Source organism: Moorena sp. SIO3H5, assembly GCF_010692395.1.
Lineage (GTDB): Bacteria > Cyanobacteriota > Cyanobacteriia > Cyanobacteriales > Coleofasciculaceae > Moorena.
On record NZ_JAAHHS010000214.1, the window covers coordinates 1 to 13,242 of the forward strand.

Sequence of the window (13,242 nt, forward strand, 5' to 3'; positions counted from 1 at the left end):
TTAATGACCCAGCATCATAAGGATTGATACTCTTAAGTTTATCGAGATCAATCTGATCGAGAGGCTTACCTTGCAGCCTTCTAAGACTGTTACCACCAAAGCTAAAGTAGCGACGGCGTCCGAGTATAGTTTCTACATAGCCTTGTGCGATCGCTTTTTTCTTAGTTTCCTCTAAATAAGCAAACACTAGAGGATAGCGCTGGTTTAATCGATCAATAAATTCTTTTCCTTGAGCTGCGGATACCTTAGCTTCCCGAGCAAACCGTTGTGCTCCCATGCCGTAAATTACGCCAAAATTAATTATTTTACCCAAGCGCCGCTCTTCAGCAGTGATGTCTTCTTTATCAAATAACATTTGCGCTGTCAGGGTATGGACATCCGCTTGAGTTTGGTAAGCTTCTACTAGCACTGGCTCTTGACTCAAGTGGGCTAGGATTCGTAACTCAATTTGGGAATAGTCAGCGGATACCAACAGCCAACCGGATTCTGGAATAAAACCCTTCCGAATCTGGCGACTAAAATCAGTACGAATAGGAATATTTTGTAAATTAGGACTAGAGGAGGATAGTCTACCAGTTGTGGTCACGGTCTGATTAAAATCTGTATGTACTCGTTTAGTATCAGAACGCATCAGTGCTGGTAAAGCATCCACATAAGTAGATTTTAATTTAGATAAACTACGGTATTCCAGAACAGCATCTACTACTGGATGGTCTCCTTGTAATTTAGCTAAGATAGTAGCATCGGTAGAGTAACCCGTTTTAGTTTTACGAGACTTCCTACGATCTAACCCTAGTTTCTCAAACAGTAACTGACTCAGCTGTTTAGGGGAACCTAAATTAAATTCTTGTCCAGCATCTTGATAGGCTTGCTGTTTAATTGCCACTAAATCCTTTTCCAGCTGTTGAGAGAACTGTTCCAGATAATCCTTATCAATACTAATCCCCTGGTATTCCATATCAGCTAATACCGGTTCGAGGGGTTGCTCTACATCTAGCAGCAATTCCTGCAAAGCTGGAATTTTCGCCAATTCTTCTCGCAATTTAGAAACTATTCCGAAGGTGGTATAAGCATCCATCCCACAGTAATCCGCTACCGTGGGAATGTCTAAATCTCCGATAGTTTTCCCTTTTGGAACTAAGTCCTCATAACTTTTTGCTTCTATTCCTAAATAGTGCAGCCCTAGGTCACTAAGTTTATGGCTAGTTTCGGGATTGAGTACATAACTCGCTAGCATCGTATCGAATACCACTCCTGCTAGCTGAATCCCGTTACAACGGAACACTAGTCGGTCAAATTTACTATTTTGTAAGACTTTGGGATAATCTGAGCTTTCTAAAATTGGACGTAGGGATTCTAAGACTATATCCTTATCTAAATTAGTCCCATCCTTATGACCGATAGGAATATAAGCAACATCAGTAAATTCTTTTCCCCAACAACAGCCAATCCCCACCAACTGAGCATCCCGTGGTTCCAAATCACTGGTTTCTGTATCCCAAGCCACAGGATTTCCAGCATCGGTATAGTATTTTAGCTGTTCAACTAATTGATTGAGCTTGTCTACGTTATCGATAATTTGTGGTTGAATCGAACCAGTATTAGACCCTTGCTGTTGATACTCTTCCGTTTCCGCTGCACTGAAAAAGGAAATACCCTGATCTTCCTGAGTATCAGTATTGCTATCAGTATCACTATCAGTATCACTATCAGTATTATTTGGGGCATCAGTTTGGATATCCTCTAGCACTACGCCACCAAAACGCTGCTGTAGTTTATCTATTTGACTGATAAATGACTTTAACTCTAACTTCTCCAATAGCGGTTTGAGCACCTTAGGATCAAATCCTTGGAGCTGACACTGGTCTAAATCAATATCGATAGGAGTATCAAATCGCAATTGAACCAAAAAGCGAGCATGCTCAGCATCTAACTTACCGACTTCCAGCTTTTTCTTAACCGCACCCTTAATAGTATCAAGGGAAGCATAAATATTATCGAGGTTTTGGTATTCTTTGAGTAACTTAACTGCAGTCTTTGCTCCGATGCCCTTAACTCCAGGAATATTATCGGATGGATCCCCACAGAGGGCTTTATAATCCACGACTTGAGAGGGTAATACTCCCAATTTTGCTTCTACTTCTTCTACGCTATATTCCGTTGGGCCAACTGTAGCACTCCCTCTCGCAAAGGCACCACTGAGATATAAAACGGTAATCCCTTTATCTGGAGCAACGAGTTGAAATAAATCGCGATCGCCAGATACAACTTTGACCCGATAGCCTTGATCAATAGCTTGGTGAGCTAAGGTTGCTAATACATCATCAGCTTCATAACCAGGAGAGGTTATTACTGGGATTCTTAACCCTTCCAGTAACTGCTGGAGATTCTTGACATCTGGGATGAAATCTTCTGGTGTTTCGCTACGATTGGCTTTATAACTAGCATCGGCTTGTTGGCGAAAGGTGGCTTCTTTGGTATCGAAAGCAATTGCGATCGCATTCGGGTTTTCTGACTCCATTACCTCTAGCAAGGATTTAATGAAGCCAAAACAGACACTGGTCGGAATTCCAGTTTTGGTGCGTAATCCACCCTGACGACTTTTGGCAAAAGCAAAATAGGAGCGAAAAGCCAGAGAATGACCATCAATTAGGATCAGTAGGGGGGATGCTGCCATTGCGGACTCATCAGGGATCAGGGGAGAGTTGTCAGAAGTAGTAGTAGATCTAGGCATAGCCCTATTGTAGCGGCATTGTAGCGATTGCTTGTTTGTTGACAGCCAGGGAATTCCGGATTAAGTGAGGCTGAGCAGGTAATTAACAAAGGTTGAATCGTTAACTGTATAGGGTCTTGGTCAACTAGCTAGTCTTTATTTAACTATATTGAATAAACTACTATTCCGTTAGGGGGCTTGTTGTATCTCGGGGATGCGATTGACCGTAGGTCACGCTGCGCGATGAAGCGAAACTTCCGCTAAAAGCGATCGCATAAGCCAGGAAACTGGCAAGATGCCAGTTCCACCCCTGATGGCCATTCCACAAATAAGGAGGAAACTGGCAAGATGCCAGTTCTACACAAGATGCCAGTTCCACCCCTGATGGCCATTCCACAAATAAGGAGGAAACTGGCAAGATGCCAGTTCTACACAAGATGCCAGTTCCACCCCTGATGGCTATTCTACAGGTGCGACCCAAGGCCGCGACCAATTGTGTTTTATCGAATTATGTTTTATCGAGTATAAGAAACAGTTATAGCACTAAGCATTAAGATGTTTGACATTTCTAAACTCAGCAAACGTAAGTAATCGCTGACTTCTGACTTCTGACTTCTGACTTCTGACTTATAACTTGCAGGTAGCGCTATATACCGAATTCCACAGCATCAATCCTAGCCAGGGAACTTGCTAGAAATAGTCTAGGTCATATATAACGTCATAATGGATCAAATTCTGGTCATTTTGTCAAATAATTGTTACGATTCTTAATTAAAGGTAAGTTAGGTTAACGGTTGATACATTTACCGATACCTAGCCTGATCTAAACTAGGGCTGCTCTAGCCAGCCAAAACCCATGATTAGTTTTTAAGGAGCTCAACTATGTCTAAACCAGTAGAACTTTCCCTGGAACAAAAATTTAACCTACGGTCCTTTGAATCTCAGGTCCAGAAAATGAGCCGTGAGCAAGCTCAGGAATTCCTAATCAAACTCTATGAGCAAATGATGATGCGTGAAACAATGTACAAAGAAGTCCTAAAACACGACTGGGGATTATAGCTAAAGCCCTAGTCTGATTGTTATTCACCTTAATTGAGTCGCGACCTCCTTCTCTTGCTCAATTCCGTAGGTAGGAAAGGAGCTGGGGATGCTGGGGCGTCAACTCGAATTATATTAAGATTTAATTAAAATTAAAATTAATTGATTCAATTTATTGTTAACTAATATAATCTTGAATAATATCACGGCAAGCTTGCTTAAAGGTAAGCATATGCGCGTAGCGCTTAAGCTGATAGCTAACGGATTGGGAATAACCTAATTCACTCTAGGCAAGTCAGGAACAATAGTTTATAAAATTGTATAAATTAATGCAAAACTATCGAAAGTAATTGTAAATTGTTCTAGTCTGAAAGAAACTCTAAGAAAAAGCCATCCTCCCTGCATATGTTTCAGCATTGCCTAATCTGCACCGATTTCTCTGACGGTTTATATCGGCTAGTAGAGTTTGTCCCCAGTTTAGCGGCTGGTGGGCTTAAGAAAATCATCTTCTGCCACTTTGTTCCGCTTTGGGAAGAGGGAGAAATACCTCGCATTGATGAAGAAGGAATAGAACAAGCTCGCCAGCGCTTTGAAAAGGGTTTGACCAATATACCTGAAGGGGTAGAGGTTCACATCGAAGTGACCTCAGGTCGTCCTAGTGACAGTATTCCTAAAATCGCCAAACGTTACGATGCTGATGTCATACTGATTGGCACGCCAGTGCGCAGCTTATTACAAGAAAAGCTTTTCGGTAGCACTACAGCAACCTTGACCAAGGAATGTAGTACACCATTGCTAATGCTGCGACCACAACTGATTTCAGCTTACACCTGCGAAGAACTCGATCTACGCTGCAAACATCTATTCCGGTATTTGCTAATTCCCTATGACGGCACTACAGCCTCGAACTATGTCGTGGAAAGGGTCAAAGAGTATGCTAAACAAGCACCAGATGACTCACTCAAGCAGTGTATGCTGTTGTGGGTAGTCAGCGAAGGGGGGCGCAGAGAATTATCTAAGGAGCCTCAGCTACAAAAAGCTCAAGACAAGCTAGAACTAGTAAAAGCAGAGTTAGAACAGCTTGGCTTACAGGTCAATACAGACGTGCGAGTGGGAAATGCCCGTGAAGAGATTTTAGACACAGCCTTAGAATTTGATATTACTGCGATCGCAATCTCTTCCGATCAGAAAGGAAAATTCTTAGATTGGTCAGTCCGTAGCTTAGCCGGTGATTTAATGCGCAGCAGCTGGCACCCTGTTCTATTCTTGCCACCACGAAGCTAGGAATCGAGAGTATAGCGCTACGCTTAGCCTCAGAAGTCAGAAGTCAGAAGTCAGAAGTCAGCTAGACTAACGTTTCTGAGTTTAGCCATGTCAAACATCTGAATGGGTAGTGCTATATAGGGTTTTCTCGGGGCTTCTAATAAAATAAAGCCATTCCACTTTGGTAGTGAATAATAAATCCAACATATGATCACAAAGATTAGTGGTTGGCGAAGATTACTAGTGGTGTGCATCTCTGTGGCGCTAGCTTTTACAGCTTTTCCTGCGCCATCTTATGCTACTAGTCCTGCGATCGCTCAATTTACCCCATCCTCTCGTTTAGAAAACATCTCATTTGAGAACCAAGCAAAATTTCAACTAGCTGCGGCTACAGACAAATGCCGCAAAGTGGTCACTAGAGGCAGTGATCTCAATGTCCGCAGTGGACCCGGTAGCAATTACCGGATTATCGGTTTCGTCAAAAACGGGTCTGAGGTTACCCTTGAGCAAATAGTAAACCAAGACTGGGCAAAAATTTCGTCTCCCTTGTCAGGTTATATTTCTCAGCAGTATCTCCAATCCTGTCCACCACCACCTAAGCAGGAATGTCGCATAGTTTCTACCAATACTGGCAAGGGTCTGAATGTACGTCAGAGTCCTGGTGGTAGGATTATTGGTGACTTAGACAATGGCACTAAAGTCACTATCATCAATAGCAGTACTAATGGTTGGGTACAGCTTGTCTCTCCCCAAAAGGGTTATGTTTCCGACCGGTATCTTAAACCTTGTCCACCACCTCCTCCCAAAGAAGAATGTCGTCTAGTATCAACTAAGGGTAACCCGCTTAATGTGCGTGCGACTCCTGGTGGTACTATTGTCGGTGTTGTAGAAAATGGTACTAAAATCACTATCAAGGGTACTAGTAGTGATGGTTGGGTACCGATTGTTTCTCCCCAGAAAGGTTATGTATCTGAGGCGTATCTTCAACCCTGCCCCACCGCCAAAAAAGAGTGTGGTACAGTTACCACTAGTGGTAGTGATCTGATGGTGCGTTCAACTCCTGGTGGTCCCAGTATCGGTACATTAAAAAATGGTACTGAGGTCAAGATTGAGAGTATACGTGCAGATGGTTGGGTGAAGATTTCAGAACCCATAATCGGTTATGTGTCTGGCAAGTTTATTAAAATAAAACCTTGTCCAAAACCACCACCATCGGAAGAGAATTGTCGGGAAGTTTCAGCACCACAGGGTTTAAATGTGCGTAAATCACCATCATTTGACGGTGATATTATTGGGATTATTGCTGATGGTTCTAAGGTAACGATTGTTAATCGTGGTAGTAATGGCTGGGTTCCTATTTCTGCGCCCTTACAAGGTTATGTTACTGGCAAGTATCTGATCTATTGTCCTGAGTTTAAGGCACAAGAGCCGTCAGGACCAGTAGGCTAAGCCTTAGATCTAGCAGAAGTCAGAAGTCAGAAGTCAGAAGTCAGAAGTCAGAATTCAGAATTCAGAATTCAGAATTCAAACTCTTGCGCTTACTTAGGTTTGAGACTTTTGTCATGTGCTAACTGCCCTGGCGACTGCTATATATCGCAGCATTTTTGATAGGCGATGCTGCGAAAATTGTAGGGTGTGTCAATCACGCACCCTACTGCTGATCTGTAAGTATCAAGCCTACACCTTGCTATATTTCTAAGTCCACTTCCGGAAAAATGTATTGTCTTGCCAAGCAGAAGCTGTGCGTGCTTCAATAGCAGTCATTTGTTGTGAACTTAAGGATTGAAATGCTTGGGCTACTTTAAAATTAGATTCTAATTGCTTGACGGATTCGGCAGCAATAATACAACAATGTACTCCCTCTAGAGACAATACATAACCCATGGCTTGCTCCATTCCATCTAACACACCATTTTTGAATAACCTGCCATAAGCTGGAACTTTCATAGCAATGACTCCTACATTTTTCTCTCGCGCCACTGGTAAAACAGTTTTGGCAAAAGGACGAGGATGGTGAACATCTGCCGCATTCAGAGAAATTAAGGTAGTATCAAAGGGATAGCGCCGCAACCCCTCTGCAATCACATCCGGTTCGTGATGTCCGGTAATACCTAAATATTTGACAATTCCTTGTTCTTTTGCTTCTTCAAAGGCTTTGATAGCGCCATTGGGACTAAAAATCTGATCTAACGTTTCGTGAAAAGAAACATGATGTAATTGCCATAAATCGATAGAATCAGTTTGAAGGCGTTTAAGCGATCGCTCTAACTCTCGCCAAGCCCCATCTCGATCTCGTTGTGCTGTTTTTGTTGCTAAAAATAGATTAGATCTATAAGCAGGTAATACCTTACCCATATAGTATTCGCTGGGACCATAACTAGCTGCGGTATCAAAATAACGAATTCCAAACTTTAACGCTGCTTCAATTTGAGCGACGGCATCAGCTTCTCGATTCATCTTCGACAAAGGGGTTTGTCCTGCACCTCCCAACCCAAAGATTGGAACCTTAACCCCCGTTTTACCTAACACTCGTTCTGGCATTGTAGCTGCTGTTGGCAGTTGAATAGCTGCTTTTGCTGACAGTTGAGACTGCTGTTGATGCCATGCTGCACTTCCAACAATACCACCGGCAGCAGCAACACTGGTCACGATAAACTTACGTCGAGTTGTTTTGGGTGTCATCGCTCGCCTATTCTACAGTAGCTTTGCCCATATTTTAGCGTGGTTTTTACAAGGTAAGCATTCAGCTAAATGCTTAGGTATTAACGTTTGTAAGCTATCAGCTAATGCGCTACAGATGGTGCTACAGATGGTACTATCAGCTAATGCTTAGATGGGCAAATCTCGAACTCTTAAATTCTCCCAAATGAGGTTTATTTTAAGCTGACCGCTGACAGCGGTAGGCTGAATACTTAGCTAATAACTAGAACTAATCAACTGCCCATAAACTCCCCCTTGCTGCCACAATTCCTCATGGGTACCCCGCTGCACCACCTTACCCCGCTCCAGAACAATAATCTCATCACAATCTCGAATCGTACTCAAGCGGTGGGCTACAATAATACAAGAAATACCCCGACGCCTGAGATTCTGGTCAATAATCGTTTCCGTTGACCCATCCAAGGCACTAGTTGCCTCATCCATCACTAAAATCGCTGGGTCATTAACTAAAGCTCTAGCAATTTCCAGACGTTGACGCTGACCCCCACTTAAATTCCCAGCTCCTTCCATCAGTTGGGCTTCATATCCCCCAGGTAGTGCCTGAATCACCTCGTGAATTGCCGCATCCTGACAAGAGCGCACTATCTCAGACAGGGGTACTGTCTTATCCCACAATGTCAGATTATCCCGCACTGTACCGCCAAACAGAAAGATTTCCTGTTCTACCATTGCTAAGGAATTCGTCAACACCAACCTGGGAATCTGCTCTTTTGGAATCCCATCAAATAGAATCTGCCCTGACCAAGGTTGGTATAAACCAGTTATTATTTTTGCTATGGTAGACTTTCCCGAACCACTACCCCCTACTAGCGCTACCCTTTGACCAGGTTTCAGGCTCAGATTAAAGTTCTCAATTAACGGTCCATCTATCCGGGAATAGCCAAAGGTAATATTGCGTAATTCTACATGACCTTGAAGGCAGACCTGGAGAGTGGGGAATGAATCAGATTCTCCTTGATCTCCCCTTCGACCTGCCACTGGATCTTGGGGTCGGTTAGGGGAATGAGCGGTTTGAGCTAACCCTTCCCTCAACTGGGGATCAATCGGGTTGCCCAATACATCATCCAAGCGATTGAGGTCACCATCGAGTTCCTGGAGAGTACTGCCAAAACTGACTAACTGGTTGACAGGCTTCTGAAAACTGTTCATCAAGCTTTGAAAAGCCACTAACATCCCAATACTGAGAGATCCTTCCATTACCCTTAGACCCCCAACCGCCAAAATCAGCATAGAGGTTAAGGAGGTTAGCAAAGGCGGTAAAACTCCTAAAACCTGGTTTGCTACTTCCAGTTTCTGCTGACCATTAACCGCTTTAGCATAGTAACCGGACCACCTCGCAAAGAAATCCGACTCCGTTGCGGATGCCTTTACACTTTCTATGCCCTGTAGTCCAGCGATCGCTACCCCAGCTGCCTTACCCCGGTCTAGGGCTAATTGCATATAGCTATCCACCCGCTTACGAGCCAGCCATTGTAAGGTCACAACATTTACCAAGGCAAAAACTATACCAATTACAGTGAGTACTCCATCATAGGCAAACATCACTAGGGCATAAAAGATTACCATTACGGAATTAATCACTGTTGTTGCCAACTGACCCGAAAGCACGTCAGCCACTTTGTCATTTAGCTTAACCCGATTACTAATTTCTCCAGCAAACCGCTGGGCATAAAATCTCGCTGGTAATCGCAGGATGTGCCATAGAAATTGGCTGGACATTCCTACGGATAACTTAATTTTTAGTTGTCTCAAATACCGCAATTGTAACAGCGTCAGCACCCCCTGTAGGAGTACCGTAATTGCCATGGCTAAAATCAAGGGACGTAGCCAATCAGTGCGACTTTCGACCAACACATTATCTACAAAAATTTGATTAAATACGGGAATAACTAAGCCAGGAAAAACTAATAAAAATCCTGCTATTATACAGTATGTAATTGCTGGAATAGACCCTTTTAGTCGTGACCATAGCGCTAAAGTAATACTGGGTTTTTGACCTCCCTTTTTGAACTCTGATCCTGGTTCAATTACCAGCACTACCCCCGTGTAACCCTGATCAAATTCCTCGCTGGAGACCCGTCGTGGACCAGCAGCTGGATCATTGAGAAAGACGATTTCTTTCCTAAATCCTTCTACTACTAGGAAATGATTAAAATTCCAAAACACAATAAACGGAGGATGCAATTTTTTAAGGTTAGCCAGGGATTTTTTATAACCCTTGGCTTGCATTCCATAACGTCTAGCAGCTTTAACCAAATTAGATGCTTTAGAACCATCGCGGGACACACCACAACTAACCCTAAGTTCCTCTAATGGCACAATCCGACCATAGTAACTCAGAATAATTCCTAGAGCAGCGGCACCACATTCTACTGCTTCCATTTGCAACAGAGTGGGGGTTTTGATTCGTTTTTGTTTCATTGTTTACTGTTTAAACCTTCAACCTTGGCCAAAGGCCACGCGTGCGCGTTCAACCTTCAACTTTCAACTTTCAACTTTCAACCTTTAAACCTTCAATAAATCCCACTCCATTCCCGCAAAATCGGCAAGACAAAGGTAATCGGCACACGCTCTTTTACTCTCACCCTAGCGGTGGTAGTAGTTCCGGCAGAAATTTTCAAGTCTGGACCATCAGAAGATGACCATTGGTAGCCACTAAAGGTGGTATTATCTGCTTCTAATTGAGCGTAGACTTCTATAATTGCTCCCCCCTGACCGATCAGATTATCTACTACTTCTGGATTCCCAACTACACTAGCTGCTCCCTCACGAGTTACAGGATAGGGTGAAACTGAGGTTATTTTACCCATAATGCCACCAAATCGTTGCCGCTTAACTGTATCCGGTGTAATTTGAATCACCATTCCTGGTTGAATCTTTTTCCCGTCCTTGACCGAGAAATAGGTAATGCCCTCCATGCCATGAATTTTTCCCTTAACTGTCATTGTGCCGAGCTGGGTTCCGGGTTGAACCACTTGTCCCCTAGCAGCAGCAATTTCTACAACGCACCCAGCGTAAGCACTCAGAATTTTACTCTTGTCTGCCACTTGCTTTTCGAGTCGAGCAATTTCCAGCTTCACGTCCTGAATCTGATTGCTTCGTTGATTAGAACTTTCCAAATTCTGTTGGTCTAAACGTTTTTCCTTGGTATCCAACTCTTGTAACTGTGCTCTGATTTGGGATATATTACTGAGGTTATCCAAATACTTTTGTTGAGCCTCAGTTTCTCGAACACTGAGTTCCTGTAATTTTACTTGAATCTCACTAATCACACTCAGATTCTGTACGTATGTCCCTTGTGTTTCAGTTTCACTAAAATCCAGTTGCTTCAACTGTGCTTCCAGCTCCGAGATACTCTGCACGGCTTGGCGATAGTCTTGTTCCGCTTGTAAAACCGCATCTTCCGCAATTCCCCCTACCGCCGACAGTTCCTGACGCTTTTGCCATCTCCGTTTGAAAACTGGGACTTGAGCTATAAGATCCCTTAGCCGTTGTTCTAAGCTTTGGCGCTGCTGTGCGATCGCTTTCAATCCCTTATCCTGTAATACTGGAGTCAGAGCCATGGCATCCCGCAGCTGTTGGTTGAGACTTTGACGCTGTCGAGCGATCGCAGTAAAGTTTTTCTCTTTTAGTACAGGAGTCAGAGCCATGGCATCTTGCAACCGTTGCTGTAAGCTAGCTCGCTGCTTTGCGATCGCATCCGTTTCCAATTGGGTTAGCTCAGTTGAAATTAAATTGCTATCTCTATCCTGTACCTGCAATTGACTTAGTTTCCTCCGTTGCAGCTGTAACTGCTTTTTGAGTTCAGATGGGTCAATGGTTGCCAGCACATAATTTTTCTCAAAGCATTGCCCCTCCCCGACATTTAGAGAGTCCAACTGTCCAGATATAGTGGACTGAAACTGTACTAGCCGCCGGGGACGGATTAGTACTCCTTGACCGGTGACAGTGATGGGAATCCGTCCAAAAATACTCCAAATCACAGCCAAAAACACCAAACCCCCCAAAGCAGCTATTGGTAGCCAATCCCTAGGATTAACCACTTGCATCAACTGATCCAGCCGTTCTGGGGAAGATAGCCGTTCAAGTGATTCTTGGCGAAACAGACTTTTCTTGTTCTTGAACATCTTTAGATGAACTTGTGGAGTGATATAGCAATCCTATTTAAATTGTGAACAGTGAGAGTTCTATTAAATCTAAAAATAATACTATAGATGAATTGTGATGAAAGGTAACAAGGAACTTCGGAGCTTTATCATAACACTAAAAAATCCTCGCATATCTTGACACTGTTCCCTATTCCCTATTCCCTATTCCCTGTTCCCTATTCCCTTTTTCCATCAATATTATAGCGTTTATAGTACTCATGAGGTACACACTATTTTTTACCTCTTCCCTCTTCTCTTTTCCCTCTTACCTGCTCCCTGCTCCCTGCTCCCTAAAAACCATAAATTTGTACCTCACAAGTCGTAGAATTGCTATATATTTAGATATCAAATAAAAATACTATATAGTCAGAGTATCTGACGGAATTTTAGATGGACTTTACCTCAGGGCGTCAAGGGTTTTACACAGAAATAAATCAGCCAGATGACCAAATTAATTTGGCAAAAGCAGCGCTTTACATAGCTCAGGAAGAATACCCGGATCTGGCTATTGATGATTACCTAAATGCCTTAGATACCATGGCATCCGAAGTAGAGGAGCGTTTGCCTGAGCAACGCTATCCCCTGCGAGTGATTAAGACTCTGAATCAGTATTTCTATGATGACCTAGGATATGCGGGCAATAGCAGTGATTACTACGATCCCCGTAATAGTTTCCTCAATCAGGTAATTGATCGGCGCACAGGTATTCCGATTACCCTTTCGGTAGTGTACCTGGAAGTGGCTCGACGCCTTGATTTTCCCATGGTTGGTATTGGCATGCCAGGGCATTTCCTAATTCGCCCACAGTTTGAGCAGGTGGGGATCTTTGTAGATGCTTTCGATGGTGGTGAGATTTTATTTCAACAAGACTGCGAGGAACGACTTACCCAAATTTATGGGCATCCGGTAACCCTACAACCACGTTTCCTTGCACCGGTGAGTAATCGGCAGCTGTTGGCACGGATGCTCATGAATCTTAAATTAATATATCTCAATCGCCAAGACTTACCTAGAGCACTGGCTGCAGTTGAGGGCATGTTGTTGCTGTTTCCTAATGCACCCGGAGAACTGCGGGATCGGGGGCTGATTTACTCCCAGTTGGGATATTTATTAGAAGCATGCCAGGATTTGGAACGTTATTTGGAAATCCTGCCCCAAGCTGAGGATGCTGATATTATTCGTAAGTTACTTCAACAGATCGCAGATGGGTAAAGGCTTCTATGGATGGGCATGAGATACTCTTAAACCGTCATTAATCGGGACAATCCGGTATAAAACGGTCAAGGTGCAATTTATTGCTGCCCAAGTGAGAAGTGGTCAAACGGTAATTGGAGTTAAACCTCCCACTTGTCTGTTTGG

General features: G+C 43.4%; 10 protein-coding genes. 5 read left to right on the forward strand and 5 right to left on the reverse strand.

Features of this window, described 5'->3' with window-relative positions; translation table 11 throughout:
- Both polA and F6K52_RS21415 read right to left on the reverse strand, forming a co-directional pair.
- A partial coding sequence (polA, locus tag F6K52_RS21410; protein WP_293082315.1) for a DNA polymerase I occupies positions 1-2,734 on the reverse strand: 2,734 nt, incomplete at its 3' end.
- 160 nt (positions 2,735-2,894) lie between these two features.
- Complete coding sequence (locus tag F6K52_RS21415; RefSeq protein ID WP_293082319.1) at positions 2,895-3,206, reverse strand: hypothetical protein; 312 nt, start codon at positions 3,204-3,206, stop codon at positions 2,895-2,897.
- A gap of 389 nt (positions 3,207-3,595) precedes the next feature.
- On the opposite strand from F6K52_RS21415, the gene F6K52_RS21420 reads away from it, so the two are divergent.
- From F6K52_RS21420 to F6K52_RS21430, 3 genes are all read left to right on the forward strand, one after another.
- A complete protein-coding gene (locus tag F6K52_RS21420; protein WP_293082323.1) occupies positions 3,596-3,772 on the forward strand; it encodes an NblA/ycf18 family protein in 177 nt (58 codons plus the stop codon).
- A gap of 384 nt (positions 3,773-4,156) precedes the next feature.
- Positions 4,157-5,035, forward strand: a complete 879-nt coding sequence (locus F6K52_RS21425; protein ID WP_293082328.1) for a universal stress protein — start codon at positions 4,157-4,159, stop codon at positions 5,033-5,035.
- A 186-nt stretch (positions 5,036-5,221) separates the two neighbouring features.
- Positions 5,222-6,463 (forward strand): SH3 domain-containing protein, encoded by a 1,242-nt coding sequence (locus F6K52_RS21430; RefSeq protein WP_293082331.1) that lies wholly within the window; start codon positions 5,222-5,224, stop codon positions 6,461-6,463.
- Positions 6,464-6,709: 246 nt separating this feature from the next.
- On the opposite strand, the gene F6K52_RS21435 is transcribed toward F6K52_RS21430, so the two are convergent.
- The 3 genes from F6K52_RS21435 to F6K52_RS21445 form a co-directional block, all read right to left on the reverse strand.
- Positions 6,710-7,696, reverse strand: a complete 987-nt coding sequence (locus F6K52_RS21435; protein ID WP_293082334.1) for an aldo/keto reductase — start codon at positions 7,694-7,696, stop codon at positions 6,710-6,712.
- A 234-nt stretch (positions 7,697-7,930) separates the two neighbouring features.
- The gene (locus F6K52_RS21440; RefSeq protein ID WP_293082335.1) at positions 7,931-10,156 is read right to left on the reverse strand and encodes an NHLP family bacteriocin export ABC transporter peptidase/permease/ATPase subunit; all 2,226 of its coding nucleotides are present in this window, start codon (positions 10,154-10,156) and stop codon (positions 7,931-7,933) included.
- Positions 10,157-10,248: 92 nt separating this feature from the next.
- On the reverse strand, positions 10,249-11,862 hold the full coding sequence (locus tag F6K52_RS21445) for an NHLP bacteriocin system secretion protein (protein WP_293082338.1): 1,614 nt from the start codon (positions 11,860-11,862) through the stop codon (positions 10,249-10,251).
- Between the two features lie 239 nt (positions 11,863-12,101).
- On the opposite strand from F6K52_RS21445, the gene F6K52_RS21450 reads away from it, so the two are divergent.
- Both F6K52_RS21450 and F6K52_RS21455 read left to right on the forward strand, forming a co-directional pair.
- Complete coding sequence (locus F6K52_RS21450) at positions 12,102-12,236, forward strand: hypothetical protein (protein WP_293082339.1); 135 nt, start codon at positions 12,102-12,104, stop codon at positions 12,234-12,236.
- 37 nt (positions 12,237-12,273) lie between these two features.
- The gene (locus F6K52_RS21455) at positions 12,274-13,095 is read left to right on the forward strand and encodes a SirB1 family protein (protein WP_293082341.1); all 822 of its coding nucleotides are present in this window, start codon (positions 12,274-12,276) and stop codon (positions 13,093-13,095) included.
- Positions 13,096-13,242 lie beyond the last annotated feature (147 nt).